Raw genomic sequence first — 16,714 nt, 5'->3', positions numbered from 1 at the left:
GCGGCCGGAGCACGGGGTGCGGGCCCGGAATCACTCTGAGCCAAGGCCGCTGAATGTTCACGATCGATGACCTGGCAGACCGCCTGGGCGGTTATCTTCCCGAGGAAGAGATCCGTCAGGTTAGGCGCGCCTTCTATTACGCCGAGCAGGCCCACGATGGCCAGCGCCGGCGTTCCGGTGAGCCCTATGTGACCCACCCGCTGGCGGTGGCGAACATTCTCGCCAATATGCACATGGACCATCAGAGCCTGATGGCCGCCATGCTGCACGATGTCATCGAAGACACCAGCGTGACCTTCGAGGCACTGGCAGGCCAGTTCGGCGAACCCGTCGCCCTGCTGGTGGATGGCGTCTCGAAGCTGACCCAGATCACCTTCGAGGACAAGGCCGTCGCCCAGGCCGAGAACTTCCAGAAGATGGTGCTGGCGATGTCCCAGGACATCCGCGTCATCATCGTCAAGCTGGCCGACCGTCTCCACAACATGCGTACCCTCGGCGCCCTGCGCCCCGAGAAGAAGCGTCGCATCGCCCGTGAGACGCTCGAGATCTACGCCCGCGTCGCCAACCGTCTCGGTATCAACACCATTCGCGTCGAGCTGGAAGACCTTTCCTTCCAGGCGCTGCACCCGATGCGTTCCGAACGCATCAAGCGTGCCGTCACCGCCGCGCGTGGCAATCGTCGTACCCTGATGCGCGAGATCCAGGCCAGTCTGCAGAACGCGCTGGAGCGCGATCAGCTGCCCGGCTCGGTGATCGGTCGTCAGAAGCATCTGCTGTCCATCTATCGCAAGATGCGTGACCAGCAGAAGCCCTTCAATGAATTGATGGACGTGTTCGGCTTCCGCATCATCACCGATGACGTGGACAGCTGCTATCGCATCCTCGGCGTGGTGCACAATCTCTACAAGCCGGTGCCGGGTCGCTTCAAGGATTACATCGCGATCCCCAAGGCCAACGGCTACCAGAGCCTGCACACCACGCTGTTCGGCATGAACGGCATGCCCATCGAGGTACAGATCCGTACCCGCGAGATGGAAGCGATGGCCAACAACGGCATCGCGGCGCACTGGCTGTACAAGGCCGGCCAGACCGACCGCCCCATCGGCGCCGGCAGCCATGCGCGTGCCCGCGAATGGGTGCGGGGTCTGCTCGAGATGCAGCGCCATGCCGGCAACTCGCTCGAGTTCATCGAGCACGTCAAGAACGACCTCTTCCCCGACGATACCTACGTGTTCACCCCCAAGGGCGACATCATGGAATTGCCGCGCGGCGCGACGGCGGTCGATTTTGCCTATGCGGTACACACCGATGTCGGCAACAGCTGTATCGCCTGCCGCATCGATCGTCATCTGGCGCCGCTATCCTCGCCGCTGGAGAGTGGCCAGACCGTCGAAGTCATCACCGCGCCGGGCGCCAAGCCCAATCTGGCGTGGCTCAACTTCGTCACCACGGCCAAGGCGCGCTCTGCCGTGCGCCATTACCTCAAGCATCAGCAGCGCAGCGAATCCGTGACCCTGGGTCAGCGTCTGCTCAACAAGGCGCTCTCCGGGCTGGACTCTTCCCTCGAGCAACTGCCGCCCAGGCGTCTCGATACGCTGGCCGCGGAGCTGGAGCTGGAAGGCGGGCGTGATGACCTGCTCGAGTCCATCGGGCTCGGCACCCGCGCCGCCTACAGCGTGGCCCAGAGCCTTCTGAGCGACACGACCAGCACCACGGCGCAGCAGCCCAAGTTCTCGGCCAAGGACGGCAATGTCCAGGCGGAGAACAGCGGCAACAGCCCGATGCAGGTCAGCGGCGGCAACAGCATGGTCACCAGCTACGCGCGCTGCTGTCACCCGCTGCCCGGCGAGCCGATAATGGGTCATCTGTCGGCCGGCAAGGGACTGGTGGTCCATCGTCAGGAATGCAGCAACATCACCGAACTGGCCAGCGATCCGGAACGCGTCTTCCCGCTGACCTGGGCCGATCAGGTCGAAGGCGACTTCACGGTGGCGCTGCGTATCGAGGCACAGACCCAGCGCGGTCTGATCGCCGAGCTGGCCGAGCTGGTCACCGATGCCGAAGCCAATATCGAGCGCATCGGCATCGAGGAGCGCGACGCCCATCTGGCCATCGTCAATCTGACACTGGCCGTGCGTGATCGCATCCATCTGGCGCGCATCATCAAGCGCATGCGCAACCTGTTGCACGTGGAGCGAATCACCCGCGTCCTCAGCTGATCTACCGTAATGGCCGCGTCGTCCGCCACTGGCGGGCGGCGCGGTTTTTGTTTTCAAGGCTGCCGCAGAGTAGCCATCGGACACGTTCTTCTGAACACCCGTGTCGCGGCCAAGGCCGACTGCAGTGCAGGACCTTGACCGCGACCGAACTCGCCGTGGACGGCGAGACCCTATAACCACAATCGTAACCCGCTGCTGAAGGCCGCCACCGCACAACACTCGCAACCGGCAAGGCTTGAGCGCAGTCACAAGGAGCATGTCATGAGCAATCGCGCGATCATCAACACCGACAAGGCCCCTGCTGCCATCGGTCCGTATTCCCAGGCGATCAAGGCGGGCAACACCGTCTATCTGTCCGGCCAGATTCCGCTGGACCCGCAGACGATGGAAGTCGTCGAAGGCGGTATCGAGGCGCAGGCGCGTCAGGTCTTCACCAACCTGAATGCCGTGTGCGAAGAAGCCGCCGGCAGCCTGGGCGACATCGTCAAGCTCAACCTCTACCTGACCGATCTGGACGACTTCGCGCGCGTCAACGCGGTGATGGAAGAGTTCTTCACCGCGCCCTTCCCGGCGCGTGCTGCGGTTGGCGTCAAGGCGCTGCCCAAGGGCGTGGCCTTCGAAGCCGAAGGCGTGATGGTCATCGGTGACTGAGCACCCGCTCACTGACGATGGCAGGTCACCCGCGAGGAGTGGCTGACGCAGAGACGACAGTGCCCGCCCCGGGATTCCGGGGCGGGCACTGTCAGTTGGCGCTTCATCTGGGCACTGCCTCACTCGAGAACTGCGCCGCTCGTCAGCCAGTCTCGGCGAGCAACTTATCCACACCCGGTCAGGCGACTCAGTACGCAACCGCATGTGGATAAGTGAAAGCGGCAGTGATCAGCGGCCCGACAATTCGCTCTTCGGCACCGTCACGCCGTGCTCCTTGAGCACCTCGGCATAGCCTTCGCGGAAAGTCGGGTAACGGAAGGTGTAGCCGCTCTCGAGCAACAGGGCATTGCCGCAGCGCTTGCTGGAACGCCGCCGCAGCGGTGACTGGATCACCTCGGTGGACTCGACCTTGAGCTGACGCGCCAACCAGGCCATCACTTCGTGCAGCGGTGCGCCGTCACAGTCGGTGGCCAGATAGATCGGCTCGACCGGCTTGCCCTCGAGGCTCAGCGCGATCAGGTGTGCCAGCACGCCCGCGCAGTCGTCACGGTGGATGCGGTTGGAGTAGAGTGGCGGGTTGCTGGCGGCGATGCGACCATCACGCGCCTGGCGGATCAGCATGTCGCGGCCCGGCCCGTAGATGCCGGAGAAGCGCACCACGGTGCCGTTGAGCGAGGAATCGAGCAGTGCCTGCTCGCCTTCGCGCATCAACTGGCCCGAGAAGCTGGTGGCATCGGTGGGCGACTGCTCGTCGACTTCCTCGCCATCCTTCTGGGCGTAGACGGAGGTCGAGGACACGAACAGCACGCGGGTCGGCGGCTTGGCGCGCGACTCGAGCTCCGTCACCAGCGCCCGAATGCCATCGACGTAGGCGGCGCGATAGGCCTCTTCGTCGAAACGGTCGGCGCTCAGCACATGTACCACCGTGTCGGCATCTGGCAAGCTGGCCAGTGCACCTTCGGCAGTGATGTCCAACGCCAGCGTCTCGATACCGAGATCCGCAAGCTTGGACACATCGCGCCTGACACCAATGACGTGCTGACCGGCCTTGAGCAGTTCACGCGCCAGCGCGCTGCCAACGTCGCCACAACCGAGGATGAGACTCGTCTTCTTCACCTTTGCCGTGCTCCTTGGTAAAACGAATCGGTACCCACCGCATCCCAGGATGCCAGTTCCGGGCAGGAATCATGACTCTAACAGAACTCCGCTACATCGTAACCTTGGCCCAGGAGCGTCATTTCGGACGCGCCGCAGAGCGCTGCTTCGTCTCGCAGCCCACCTTGTCGGTGGCCGTCAAGAAGCTTGAGGAAGAGCTGGGAGTCGCACTGTTCGAGCGTTCCAAGTCCACCGTACAGGTCACACCGCTCGGCGAGAAGATCGTTCAGCAGGCTCAGCGCGTGCTGGAGCAGTCCAGCGTGATCAAGGAACTGGCCAATTCCGGTAAGGATCAGCTCTCCAGCCCATTGCGCATCGGCGCCATCTATACCATTGGACCCTATCTTTTCCCGCACCTGGTGCCGGAACTGACGCGGCGTGCGCCGAAGATGCCGCTCTACATCGAGGAAGGCATGACCGGCGACCTGCGTCGCAAGCTGCGCAATGGCGAGCTGGACGTGATCATCGTCGCGCTGCCGTTCACCGAGACCGACGTGCTGACCAAGATCCTCTACGAAGAGCCCTTCGAAGTCCTGCTACCGGCCGGCCACCCCCTGCTCGAGCAGGACAGCATCGCCAAGGAACAGTTGATCAACGAGCGTCTTTTGATGCTCGGCGAGGGCCACTGCTTCCGTGATCAGATTCTCGAGGCCTGCCCGGCCATCGGCAATCAGATCAACAACCCCGAGAATACGCTGATCGCCGAAGGCGGCTCGCTGGAAACCATCCGCCACATGGTCGCCTCCGGCCTCGGTATCACCGTGCTGCCCTACTCGGCGACCGGTACCGGTCATTACGAGAGCGGCGTGCTCGAGACGCGTCCCTTCAAGGACCCGGCGCCCAGCCGCAGCGTGGCGCTGGCATGGCGTGCCAGCTTCCCGCGCCCCAAGGCCATCGACGTGATCAGCATGGCGATCGCCGAGTGCTCCAATCGTGCGCGCCAGAGCAATGAGAACGGCATGCAGGGCTCCGCTTCCCAGAGCCACGAACCGGCATGAGCAGGGCGGGCACGGAAGCCTCATCTGCCGGGCCCGCCAGCGCCGGTGTCTTCGCCACCGGCGCGCTGGCCCAACCGCTGGACAGCCTGAGCGGCGTCGGTCCCGCGCTGAGCGAGAAACTGTCGCGCCTCGGGCTGGAGCGCGTCGCAGACCTGCTGTTCCATCTGCCGCTGCGCTATCAGGACCGGACCCGCGTCACGCCCATCGGCACGCTCAAGAGCGGCATGGAGGCGGTGGTCGAAGGCGAGGTGACGGCCTGCGACATCGTCAAGGGCCGTCGCCGCAGCCTGCTGGTGCGCCTGCGCGATGGCAGCGGCATCCTCAGCCTGCGCTTCTTCCACTTCTCCCCCGCTCAGCAGCAGCAATTCCAGCGAGGCCATAGCGTGCGCTGCTTCGGCGAGGCACGCGCCGGGGCCACCGGTCTCGAGATCTACCATCCGGAATACCGCCTGCTCGGCCAGGGTGCCGCGCCGGTGGAAGACCACCTCACGCCCATCTATCCGGCCACCGAAGGCCTCAATCAGGCACGCCTGCGCGCTCTGATCGCCCAGGCGCTCAAGCAGCTCGAGGAAACGCCCCATGAGCTGCCGGACCTGATTCCCGAGGCGCTGCGCACGCGCTTTCGCCTGCCCGGCGTGATCGAGTGCCTGCGCTTTCTGCACGAGCCACCGCCGGATGCGCCCGTCGATCAGATGAGCGACGGCGTGCACCCGAGTCAGCGCCGCCTCGCCCAGGAAGAATTGCTCGCCCACCAGTTGAGCCTGCGTCAGGTGCGCGCGCGTATCCAGCAGGATGGCGCGCCCTCGCTGAGCGCCAGTGGCGGCCTCAGCACGCGCTTTCTCGCCCAGCTGCCCTTCTCGCTGACCGGCGCCCAGCATCGCGTGCTGGAAGATGTGCGCCGCGACCTGGCGCGCGAAGTACCGATGTTGCGTCTGGTGCAGGGCGATGTGGGCTCGGGCAAGACGGTGGTCGCCGCGCTGGCGGCGCTGATCGCGATCGGCGGCGGCTGTCAGGCGGCCTTGATGGCGCCCACCGAGATTCTCGCCGAGCAGCACTATCGCAACTTCCGCGAATGGCTGGAGCCATTGGGCATCGAGGTGGCGTGGCTGGCCGGCAAGCTCAAGGGCAAGGCGCGGCTGGATGCCAAGGCCGCCATCGCCGATGGCCGGGCACGCATGGTGGTCGGCACGCATGCGCTGTTTCAGGCCGATGTGACCTTCCAGCGCCTGGGGCTGGCGATCGTCGATGAGCAGCACCGTTTCGGCGTGCATCAGCGCCTCGCATTGCGGGCGAAGGGGGAAGCCGGTGGCCTGACACCGCACCAGCTGATCATGACCGCGACGCCGATTCCGCGCACCCTGGCGATGAGCGCCTACGCCGACCTCGACCTGTCGGTGATCGACGAGCTGCCGCCGGGACGCACCCCGGTGCAGACCGTCGCGGTGGCCGACCCGCGCCGCCCCGAGGTGGTCGAGCGCATCCGCGCCGCCTGCTCCGAGGGTCGTCAGGCCTATTGGGTGTGTACGCTGATCGAGGAATCCGAGGTGATGACCTGCCAGGCCGCCGAGGTGACGCGTGACGAGCTGACCGAGGCGCTGCCGGAGCTGTCCATCGGTCTGGTCCATGGCCGCATGAAGGCGGCCGAGAAGGCCGAGGTGATGGCGGCGTTCAAGGACGGCGAGCATGACCTGCTGGTGGCGACCACGGTGATCGAGGTCGGGGTCGATGTGCCGAATGCCAGCCTGATGGTGATCGACAATCCCGAGCGTCTCGGCCTGTCGCAGCTGCACCAGCTGCGCGGCCGCGTCGGGCGTGGCAGCACCGAGAGCTTCTGTGTGCTGCTCTATCATCCGCCGCTTTCGCAGCACTCCAAGCAGCGCCTGGCGGTGATGCGCGAGACCACCGATGGCTTCAGGATCGCCGAGAAGGACCTGGAACTGCGCGGACCCGGCGAAGTGCTGGGCACGCGTCAGACGGGGCTGGCGGGGATGAAGATCGCCGATCTCGAGCGTGACAGTGACCTGATCGCCCCGACCACCACGCTGGCCGATGCCATCCTCAGCGAGGCCCCGCAGGCCGCGGAGCCCTTGATTCGCCGCTGGCTGGGCGAGGCGGCCGGGCAATACGGCGCCGTCTGAGTGCGCCGCCCGCTGCTCATCTTGCGCCCTCACCTATTCCGCCCGGACACTCGATCACTCGGCCCGCCGCGCCAGTCGCTCAGACAGTACTTGTCTTACAGCACTTGTTTTTCAGTACCGGTCAGTCAGGACAGGTCAGCTGGCGCGGCTGGCCTTGATCAGCTGGGTGCCGGCGCTTTCCAGCGGCTGCAACAGCCGCAGCACCAGAATCAGCTGTGACAGCGCCAGGCGTCCAGTGGTGGATTCGACCTGCTCGACCTCGGCTTCCAGTGCCGCGATCTCATCTTCGCTGTCCAGCGTGACGGCGATCTCACCGCCCGCCTCCAATTGCTCTCCCAACGCCGTCAGCTGCTGACTCAGGCGCTCGCCATGGCGCAGCAGCGTCTCGATGCCGCTGCTGGCCGAGGCGGTCGATTCCAGTTCGCCACGATGCGCTGCCAGTGCCGAGAGATAGCCGAGCACGGTATGCGCGTGGAGCAGGAAGCCGAAGCCCGGCTCGACATCACGACGGAAGTGGCCGGGCTCCTTGCGGGCCGTGGCCAGCAGATTGGAGAAGGCCGCGTCGGCGTTGTGGGCATTGCGGCGCGCCAGGCGGTAGGCCAGATCATCGCGCTTGCCGTGACGGTACTGGGACAGCACCTCGCCCAGATAGCGGCCGCTGGTCTTGAGACTGACGCCGGCCTGACGATAGAGCTTGCGGCCCTGCCAGTCCGGCAGGATCAACACCACCGAAAGCCCGGCCAGCAGGCCACCGACCAGCGTATCGAACAGGCGCGGCCAGATGAGATCGAAGCCATCGCCGACCTGGTTGAAGCACGCCAGCACCATCAGCGTGATGGCGGCGGTGGCCAGGGTATAGCGCGAGCCACGCGTGGCGAAGAACAGCACCCCCGCGACCACGGCGATCCCGGCCTGGATCGTGGGTGCCGGGAACAGACTGATCAGCGCCCAGCCGGCGACCAGACCGATCAGCGTGCCCAGAATCCGCTGCGCCAGCGTGCGGCGCGTATCGCCGTAGCTGGGACGACATACGAACAGCCCGGTCAGCAGAATCCAGTAGCCCTGGGTCGGGTGCACCGCCAGCAGCACACCATAGCCGGCCACCAGCGTCGCGGTCAGGCGCAGCGCATGGCGGAAGATCGGCGAGCGCGACGTCAGGTGGCTGCGGATACGCTCGAACATGTCGCGCGTGCCGTGAGGCGAGCGGTCCAGCAGGCTGTTGTCGCTTTCATTGCTGACGGCTTCGAGATCATTCAGGCGCGCGATCTGGCCTTCGATCAGGCGCAGGTTGCTGGCGAGGGCTTCCAGCGCCTGCATCAGATGATGCCACTCGGGCCGCTGCTGTTGCTTGAGATAGACGAGCGAGGCATTGAGGTCTTCCAGCGCCTGCTGGCTGTCACTGGCATCGAAGGGCTGGCGCATCAACAGCGCCTTGCCGAGCCCGCGACAGGCGCGCCCCTGCTGCTCCAGCAGACGCTGACAGCGGAACAGGATGTCGTGATGGAAGAAGGCGTCGGTGAGCTGGCCGTAGGGATAATGGCTGGAGCTGGCGCGCTCGTGGAGGTCCTGGGCGATGAAGTAGAGGCGCAGGTAGCGGTCGAGCTTGGTGGTATCGCGCCGCCCGGCGAGGCGCCGGAAGACCATCTCCTTGGTCTGGTTGAGCGCCACCACCACGCGACCGTTCTGCTCGGCCAGCGCCAGACGCCGGGCGGACTGGTCGACATTGTGCAGCGGTTCGAACAGCTGCGCCTTGAGAATCAGGTAGCGCCCCAGCTCACGGTAGAGCGTCGCCATGCTGTGCTTGAGCGGCTGACGCGAGAACAGCGCGCACCACACGACCGAGAGCAGGCCATACCAGGACGCCCCGACCACCAGCAGCAACGGCTGAACCAGATTGATGCCCAGCCCCGGCTCCCGCAGCCACTCGGGCAGGCTGCGCTCCAGCACCGCGATCTGACCATCTCCATGCTGCTGCTCGAGGCTGATCATGGTGTAGACGGCCAGAATCAACGAGGCGCGCGCGATGGCGCCGTAGCGGGCATCGATGGCGCCCAGCATCGGCATCGCGAAGGTGGCCAGCGCCAGCCCGATCACGAAGGGCAGCGGCATGCCGAACAACAGCTCCACCGAGACGGCGGCGATGCTGAAGCAGGCCAGCGTCATGCCCAGCGCACGCAGTCGGCCGCGCCAGTGATCATCGGTTTCCGCCAGCCCCGAGGCGATCACGCCCAGAAACAGCGGAATCACCACCGCCATCTCGTCGAGCCAGAACCCCACCGCCATCACGCCACCCAGCGCGATCAACATGCGTAGCGAATAGCTGAAGGCATCCAGCGTCCACAGACGACGCAGGGAGTGCATGAGGGAGTCCAGGAGAGAGCGTGTCATGAAGTGTTCCGTGACCAGGGCGCCGGGCAGCGCATTAGACTTTAGATTTATATCGCTAGCATAACACCCCGTTCTGCCGTGTCCGAGAGCCATGGTGCATGCAAGCGTTGGCGGGCGCGTCGAATGTCGAATCGCCGCGACGTGCCACTCTGAAGACTCCTGACCTCATTGGCTTTCATGGAGAATACCGATGCATCCTCTTATCGAACGCGTCACTGGCTCCCTCGGGCTGTCACCGGAAATCGCCGAGCAGGCGGTCGGCATGGTTCTCAAGTTCGTGCGTGAGCAGGGGCCGGATGGCCCGGCCGCCTCACTGCTGGGCGCCATTCCGGGGGCGGAAGGCCTGATCGGCAGCGCAGGCGAGGAAGCCGCCGAGTCCGGTGGCGGTGGCCTCATGGGCGGCCTGATGGGCGCCGTCAGCGCCTTCACCGGCGGCAGCGGTGGCGGTGCGCTGGAACTGGGCCAGAAGCTGATGGGGCTGGACCTGAACATGGACCAGGCGCGCGGCGTGGCCGATGAGACGCTGAGCTATGCGCGCGAAGAAGCCGGCGATGGCGTGGTCGATCAGGTGCTCGAAGGCATTCCGGGCCTCAAGCAGTTGCTGTGACGCCTCGAGGGCGTTGAGAGGGTCTTCTCGAACAGCCCCTCGCAAGTAAAGGCTCGCAAGAAAGGCTCGCGACAACTGCTCGTGACAACAGCTAGTGACAAAACAGAACGCCCCGCTGATTCTCTCAGCGGGGCGTCTTTCGTTCATGCAGGCACGGCACCGGGTCATTCAGCGAATGCGCTTGAGCAATGACTGCAAGCGGTTGAGCTGGGCCGAATCGCCGACCAGCCGCACGCGCTGATCCATCAGGCCTTGCAGGAAGGCACGCGGCGAGGGCTTGAGCAGAAAGGCCACCGCACTGTCGCTATCGGCGAAGCGCAGCTCAAGCTCGGTATCCACCGGCAGGCCACTGCCCGTGGTGACGCCCGCGTGGGACATGCGGTAGTGACGCGCGATGCTCATGTCTTCGGTCGCGACGCCCCAGTCCAGCGGACGCTTTTCCAGCTCGGCACGAAATTCGGGGTCGCGCTTGAAGGCCCGCTTGAGCAGCAGACCCAGCACCCACAGCAATATCTTGAGCTTCATGGTGTCATTCCTTGAATCGCGAAGCGTCGTTCACGCAGGCCATATGAAAATGCCACCGGCCCCGCAGGGCGGAACCGGTGGCATCAGCATGACAGCCGACAGGGCTTTTGATGACGACGATTGAAAGCCATGGCGACAGCCACCCCGGGTCTGCGCTGAAGCACGAGCCGAGGTTACTTGGTCACTGCATCCTTCAACGACTTGCCGGGTTTGAAGGCAACGGTCTTGCTGGCCGGGATGGTCAGCGGCTTGCCTGTCTGAGGGTTCTTGCCGGTACGCGCCGCACGCTGGCGCACGGTGAATGACCCGAAACCGATCAGTGAGACGTCATTGCCTTTGGCCACGGTATGAGTGATCTCGTCGAGAATCACGTTCAGTACCTGACTGGCCTTGTCCTTGGATAGATCCGCACGCTCGGCGATAGCCGCAGCGAGTTCTGGCTTGCGCATGAAAAGCCCTCCTGGTTTGGCATTCTGCACGGGCGGCCAAGCCGCCGTTTCCATTGTTGTTCTTGCACTTGCTAGCGGTGGCGTATGGCGGCGACGCAATCCGCTCCCGGCAAGCTTTGCCGTATCAAACCTGTCGATGGTAGCAATCTGTCAGACGACGCTCGCTGAGCAGCATGTCTGACGGAGCATTCACTATCGTGCCTGACCGCGCTGGCAGCAAGGGATTTACGACCATCGATCATGGCATCGCCTAGCCTAGCAACGGCGGCGCCTGCCGCGCTAGCTCGACTTTCCTGCGAACGGAGGCGCCTGTCAACGCATATCCAATCAAGCGTTCGTTCATATCCAGTGCACGTGCTTCGAGGTCATCGCCTTCACCGGTGATTTCCCAGCGCGCCACGGCCGAACGCGGCGGATAGGCCACCACCGGCAAGACCGGTGTCTTGACCAGCACCGGCCACGCCTTCCAGTCGAGCACGCTCGGCTCACCACACAGGTTGGCCGCCAGGGTGCGCGCAGCCATCTGCAGCGGCTGGACATACATGGCATTGACGCCCTCGACACTGGCGCAATCGCCCAGCGCCCAGATATGCGGCTGGGAGGTGGCCAGGTGGCGGTCGACACGGATGCCGTCACCGCCGGCGCTCAGGCCTGCGGCCTGCGCCAGACGAATGCGCGGCGCCAGCCCGGTGGCCAGCAGAACCACGGAGCCCGTCAGGCGACGACCGCTCTGCAGGCGCACCTCGACCGGCGCGGCCTGGCGTTCGGCCTCCTCGCCTGAGCTGGCGGCGATGGTCTCGACCATCTCGCCCTGGCGACGCGTCACGCCGAGCCCATCCAGCGCCGCGCCCAGACGCTGCCCCAGCGCTTGCGGCAGCAACCCATCCAGCGGAGTTTCCTCAGGCGCGACCAGCGTGACGCGGTGGCCGGCGGCCGTCAGATCATTGGCGTATTCACAGCCGACCAGTCCGGCACCGACAATCACCACGTGCCCGTCTTCCCCGCGCTCGCGGGCCTTCGCCAGCGTCGCGCAGAAGGCCGCATAGTCGTCGAGGTCATTGATGCTCTGCACGCGTGAGGCCACTTCCGCGGCGACGGGGAAGGGACGACGCGGCGCCGCGCCGAGTGCCAGTACCAGCTCGTCATAGGCCAGACACTCCTCGCCCAGCCATAGCTGGCGGGCATCACCGTCGATGGCAGTGACGCGTTGATGGGTACGCAGCTCGGCATTCAGCTCGTCCACCAGCGCCACCGGCGCCTGACGCGACAGGTCGGTGGCCGACATCTTCTTGGCGAAGGCGGTGGACAGCATCGGCTTGGCGTAATCGTGGCCGCTGTCCTGGCTGATGAGGATCAGCCGGCTGTCCTTGTCACGCGCACGCAGCGCGCGCGCCAGACCAATGCCCGCCATGCCGGTACCAATGATGACAAGGGTGCGAGGGTCGCGCATGGCACCATCTCCTGAGATCGATCCGAGGGGAGCGCTGATGAAAGAGCGCCAGCAGCGTCCGTCATGAACGCCGATGAATGCGCCCAGCATACCAGCCCGCCAGCAGTGCAGGCATGCCTGAGCGGGAGGCCTTGCCGCCCGGCCATGCTAGACTCGCCATTTCGTCATCCTGACAGGGAATTCACCGTGGTCCGATGCCCAGCAGGCGAGCCTCATCGCGCAGCGCTCACGCCACAGACCTCCACCTGTGAGGCGCCTCATTCGTCAACCGAGACTCTATGCCAGCCTGCGCCTCGCTGGCCTTTGCCCACGCGCGTCATGGCCACTGCTTCGGCGGCGGTGCGCCGTCATTGGCAGCCGGCTGCCGCGCTGCAGGGTGTCATGCCGGCCGGCTGGTGGGCGTGGCTCTCCTCGTCGGACTCGCTGACCCAGCGTCTTGCCAGCGCCATGCAGCAGCAGGATGAACGCGATGGCCAGCCAATCCAGGGCCTGCGCGTGCGCCTGCTGCTGCAGGACACCGGCCCCGCGCGGCTGGATGAGGCACGCCTGCTGGGCATCGGCCCACGCCGGCATGTCTGGCGACGCGAAGTGGCGCTCTGTCATGGCGATACGCCATGGGTGATCGCACGCTCGCTGGCGGCGCTGGACCTGGCCCACGGTCATCGCCTCTCGACGCTGGGTGAGCGCTCGCTGGGCCATTGGCTGTTTCGCCAGCCCGACCTGACCCGCAGCGCCATCGATGTCAGCCGTGCCCCGCTGGTGCTTTCGAGTCCCAGGCCGCTGGCCCGCACCACCAGTCGGTGGATGCGCCGCTCGATGTTCTCGCATGGTCGCTTCAAGGTGCTGGTGCAGGAGGGCTTCACGCCGGCCTTCCAGCACGCGCTGCAGCTGGCCTGAGCCTGGCCACGTTTCTCTCTTCCCTTGCCCACTACCACCCGCCCAGGAGCCCCGATGACCGCGTCATCCACTTCCGCCGCTTCGCGTCCTTCCAGACTGGCCGACTACCTCGCCCTGACACGGCTGGACCGCCCCATCGGCACCTGGCTGCTGATGTGGCCGACCCTGTGGGCACTGTGGCTGGCGGCAGATGGCATTCCCGAGCGCACGACCCTGCTGATCTTCATCGCCGGGGTCTATCTGATGCGCGCCGCCGGCTGCGTGATCAACGACTACGCCGACCGCCATTGGGACAAGCATGTCGAGCGCACGCGTGACCGACCGCTGACCTCGGGTCGCATCTCGGAGCACGAGGCGCTGACGCTGTTCGGGGGGCTGGTCGCGGCCGCCTTCGTGCTGGTGTGCTTCACCAATCTGACCACGGTGCTGCTGTCGATCATCGCCGTGCTGCTGGCGGCCAGCTACCCGTTCATGAAGCGCTTCCATCATCTGCCCCAGGTGGTGCTGGGCGCCGCCTTCGGCTGGGCGATTCCGATGGCCTTCGCCGCGACGCTGGAGGAGGTGCCGACCTACGGCTGGTGGCTGTTCGCGGCCAACTTGATGTGGACGGTGGCTTACGACACCGCCTACGCGATGGTCGATCGCAACGACGACCTCAAGGTGGGCATCAAGTCCACCGCCGTGCTGTTCGGGCGTGCCGACAAGCTGATGATCGGCCTGTTGCAGCTGGGCATGCTGGCGGTGTTGATCGGCATCGGCCTGCACCTGGCGCTGGGCATCTTCTACTGGCTGGGGCTGGCTGCCGCCGCCGTCACCTTCGTCTGGCAGCAACGTCTGATCCGGGAGCGTGAGCGTGCGCCCTGCTTCCAGGCCTTCCTCAACAATCATTGGACGGGTCTGCTGATCTTCGCCGGTATCGCCCTGGCGACCTGGCCGATGAGCTGACGCCTGCATAAACATTAGTATTATTTAATTCAAAGCAACCCCTGCCCTCTATTGCTTCCCAGCCCACGGTTCATGCCTGCCTGCCGCGCCTCCAAGGCGGCTGGCAGGCTTGCGTGCAAGCTGCCATGCTGGCAGTTGTCATCTCGCTGTCATATAAGCGGGTTGTAATCGTCATCGACTTGTCATTCTGGCGCGTGCGCCGACTGCTGCATGGGATCTAGCGATGAGCTCCAAGACCGTACTGATTGTCGACGATGAATCCTCGATTCGCGAGATGATCGCCGTTGCCCTCGAAATGGCGGATTACCGCGTGCTGGAGGCAGACAATGCCCAGGACGCCCACGCCATCGTCGTCGATGAAAAGCCCGATCTGCTGTTGCTGGACTGGATGATGCCGGGCACCAGTGGCCTGGAGCTCGCGCGGCGTCTCAAGCGTGACGAGACCACCTCGGAGCTGCCGATCATCCTGTTGACTGCCAAGGGCGAGGAAGACAACAAGATTCAAGGCCTGGAAGCCGGTGCCGACGACTACATCACCAAGCCCTTCTCGCCGCGCGAGCTGGTCGCCCGTCTCAAGGCCGTGCTGCGTCGCACCACTCCCAAGGGGGTCGAGGAGGCGGTGGAAGTCGAAGGCCTGATGCTCGACCCGGCCAGCCACCGCGTCACCGCCCACGGCAACTCGCTGGATGTCGGCCCGACCGAATATCGCCTGCTGCAGTTCTTCATGACGCATCAGGAGCGTGCCTACACGCGCAGCCAGCTGCTCGATCAGGTATGGGGCGGCAACGTCTATGTCGAGGAGCGCACCGTGGACGTGCACATCCGTCGCCTGCGCAAGGCGCTGGGCACAGGCCATCAGCATCTGATCCAGACCGTCCGCGGCACCGGTTACCGCTTTAGCGCTCAGGCCTGAGGGATTCATGCGCTATTGGACCAACGAGCTATGGCGCCTCGGCTACCTTGCCGGTGGCTTCGGCCTGATCGGTGGCCTGCTGGGCCATCTGGGCTGGGGCCTGGCGCTGGGTCTTTCGCTGTATCTGTTCGTCCATCTCAAGCACTTGAAGAGCCTCTACACCTGGCTGATCACCAATCCCCATGAAGAGCCGCCGCCCGGCGATGGCGTCTGGGGAGACCTGCTCGATCGTCTCTACCGCTACCAGAAGGGCCAGCGTCAGGCTCAGGAGCGACTGCGCAGCATCCTCAACCGTATCCAGGAATCCTCCGAGGCCATGCGCGACGGCCTGGTGATGCTGGACAACCACGGTGACATGGAATGGTGGAACAGCGCTGCCGAGCAGCTGGTCGGTCTCAAGGCCAGCCACGACCGCGGTCAGCACATCACCAACTATCTGCGTGACCCCGTCTTCATCGACTACTTCAATCGGCTGGCCTACCGCGAGCCGCTGACGCTCCAGTCGCCGCTATCTGACAACCTGACGCTGCAGATCTCCATCACCCTGTTCGGTGACAACGAGCGCCTGGTCATGCTGCGTGACGTCACCCGCCTCTATCGTCTTGAAGAGATGCGCCGCGACTTCGTGGCCAATGTCTCCCATGAGCTGCGCACGCCGCTGACGGTACTGGCCGGCTATCTCGAGACCTACTCCGATTACGCCGATGACCTGCCACCGCGCTGGCAGCGTGGACTGGGCCAGATGCAGAGCCAGACCGACCGCATGCAGCACCTGGTCGAGGACCTGCTGACCCTGTCACGCCTGGAAACCGACGAGCTGTCCGACAATGGTCGCTGCATCGACATGAGTGCCCTGCTCGGCCATATCCGCGACGACGCCGAAGGCCTGTCCCAGGGGCGCCACACCTTCTCCATCGAGGCCGATGCCAGCCTGTCACTGCGCGGTGAGGAGCAGGAGCTGCGCAGCGCGATCTCGAATCTGGTCTTCAATGCGGTGCGCTACACCCCCGAAGACTGTCATATCACCCTGCGCTGGAAGGCGGATGACCAGGGCCTGCTGGTCGAGGTGGAAGATGACGGGGACGGCATCGACCCGGTGCACCTGCCGCGCCTGACCGAGCGCTTCTACCGCATCGACAAGGACCGCAGCACCGCCACGGGAGGCACCGGCCTCGGGCTCGCCATCGTCAAGCATGTGCTGATTCGTCATCAGGGCCATCTGGAGATCGACAGCCACCCCGGCGAGGGTGCGCGCTTCCGCTGTCACTTCCCCGACGAGCGCGCCTGTCAGGCGAGCGCTCCCCAGGCCAGCAGTGCGCTAGCCCAGTGATGGGCTGATTCAGTGATGATCTGCCCCGGACGCCAGCCCAACGCAGAAC

The 16,714-nt window shown here is 65.1% G+C and carries 14 protein-coding genes; 9 read left to right on the top strand and 5 right to left on the bottom strand.

The window, feature by feature from the left end; all coding sequences use genetic code 11:
- Positions 1-53: 53 nt before the first annotated feature.
- On the top strand, positions 54-2,219 hold the full coding sequence (locus ACJJV2_RS17530; RefSeq protein WP_279836521.1) for a bifunctional (p)ppGpp synthetase/guanosine-3',5'-bis(diphosphate) 3'-pyrophosphohydrolase: 2,166 nt from the start codon (positions 54-56) through the stop codon (positions 2,217-2,219).
- 261 nt (positions 2,220-2,480) lie between these two features.
- Positions 2,481-2,870, top strand: coding sequence for a RidA family protein (locus ACJJV2_RS17525; RefSeq protein ID WP_043331752.1), 390 nt, complete (start codon positions 2,481-2,483; stop codon positions 2,868-2,870).
- Between the two features lie 228 nt (positions 2,871-3,098).
- On the opposite strand, the gene ACJJV2_RS17520 is transcribed toward ACJJV2_RS17525, so the two are convergent.
- Positions 3,099-3,986 (bottom strand): SDR family oxidoreductase, encoded by an 888-nt coding sequence (locus ACJJV2_RS17520; protein ID WP_043331750.1) that lies wholly within the window; start codon positions 3,984-3,986, stop codon positions 3,099-3,101.
- Positions 3,987-4,057: 71 nt separating this feature from the next.
- On the opposite strand from ACJJV2_RS17520, the gene ACJJV2_RS17515 reads away from it, so the two are divergent.
- Together ACJJV2_RS17515 and recG are read left to right on the top strand one after the other, a co-directional pair.
- Positions 4,058-5,023, top strand: coding sequence for a LysR substrate-binding domain-containing protein (locus ACJJV2_RS17515; protein ID WP_405282386.1), 966 nt, complete (start codon positions 4,058-4,060; stop codon positions 5,021-5,023).
- Complete coding sequence (recG, locus tag ACJJV2_RS17510; protein ID WP_279836523.1) at positions 5,020-7,161, top strand: ATP-dependent DNA helicase RecG; 2,142 nt, start codon at positions 5,020-5,022, stop codon at positions 7,159-7,161. Before ACJJV2_RS17515 ends, recG begins: the two co-directional genes overlap by 4 nt.
- 135 nt (positions 7,162-7,296) lie before the next feature.
- Here the strand turns inward: recG and yccS are convergent, their stop codons facing one another.
- Entirely contained in the window at positions 7,297-9,549 is a 2,253-nt protein-coding gene (yccS, locus tag ACJJV2_RS17505) for a YccS family putative transporter (RefSeq protein ID WP_405282383.1), read from the bottom strand.
- Between the two features lie 190 nt (positions 9,550-9,739).
- Between yccS and ACJJV2_RS17500 the strand changes: the two genes are divergently transcribed.
- Entirely contained in the window at positions 9,740-10,156 is a 417-nt protein-coding gene (locus ACJJV2_RS17500; protein WP_054556347.1) for a DUF2780 domain-containing protein, read from the top strand.
- A 168-nt stretch (positions 10,157-10,324) separates the two neighbouring features.
- On the opposite strand, the gene ACJJV2_RS17495 is transcribed toward ACJJV2_RS17500, so the two are convergent.
- The 3 genes from ACJJV2_RS17495 to ACJJV2_RS17485 form a co-directional block, all read right to left on the bottom strand.
- Positions 10,325-10,681 (bottom strand): hypothetical protein, encoded by a 357-nt coding sequence (locus ACJJV2_RS17495; RefSeq protein WP_054556348.1) that lies wholly within the window; start codon positions 10,679-10,681, stop codon positions 10,325-10,327.
- A gap of 173 nt (positions 10,682-10,854) precedes the next feature.
- Entirely contained in the window at positions 10,855-11,130 is a 276-nt protein-coding gene (locus ACJJV2_RS17490; RefSeq protein ID WP_024952843.1) for an HU family DNA-binding protein, read from the bottom strand.
- Between the two features lie 250 nt (positions 11,131-11,380).
- The gene (locus ACJJV2_RS17485; protein ID WP_043331744.1) at positions 11,381-12,580 is read right to left on the bottom strand and encodes an NAD(P)/FAD-dependent oxidoreductase; all 1,200 of its coding nucleotides are present in this window, start codon (positions 12,578-12,580) and stop codon (positions 11,381-11,383) included.
- Between the two features lie 318 nt (positions 12,581-12,898).
- Here ACJJV2_RS17485 and ACJJV2_RS17480 point away from each other — a divergent pair, with 318 nt between their 5' ends.
- The 4 genes from ACJJV2_RS17480 to phoR all read left to right on the top strand — a co-directional run bounded on the left by ACJJV2_RS17480 (position 12,899) and on the right by phoR (position 16,665).
- Positions 12,899-13,477, top strand: a complete 579-nt coding sequence (locus tag ACJJV2_RS17480) for a chorismate--pyruvate lyase family protein (RefSeq protein WP_405282380.1) — start codon at positions 12,899-12,901, stop codon at positions 13,475-13,477.
- A 54-nt stretch (positions 13,478-13,531) separates the two neighbouring features.
- Positions 13,532-14,422: a 4-hydroxybenzoate octaprenyltransferase gene (ubiA, locus tag ACJJV2_RS17475; RefSeq protein ID WP_405282378.1), complete on the top strand. Its 891-nt coding sequence runs from the start codon at positions 13,532-13,534 to the stop codon at positions 14,420-14,422.
- Positions 14,423-14,645: 223 nt separating this feature from the next.
- A complete protein-coding gene (gene phoB / locus ACJJV2_RS17470; RefSeq protein ID WP_043331741.1) occupies positions 14,646-15,335 on the top strand; it encodes a phosphate regulon transcriptional regulator PhoB in 690 nt (229 codons plus the stop codon).
- A gap of 7 nt (positions 15,336-15,342) precedes the next feature.
- Entirely contained in the window at positions 15,343-16,665 is a 1,323-nt protein-coding gene (gene phoR / locus ACJJV2_RS17465) for a phosphate regulon sensor histidine kinase PhoR (RefSeq protein WP_405282375.1), read from the top strand.
- The last annotated feature ends 49 nt before the right edge of the window (positions 16,666-16,714 follow it).

Origin of the sequence: Cobetia sp. Ld8, from assembly GCF_045066615.1 — a bacterium.
Classification (GTDB): domain Bacteria; phylum Pseudomonadota; class Gammaproteobacteria; order Pseudomonadales; family Halomonadaceae; genus Cobetia; species Cobetia amphilecti.
Note: the sequence above shows the minus strand (reverse complement) of the source record. Positions and strands in the feature narration are given on the sequence as shown.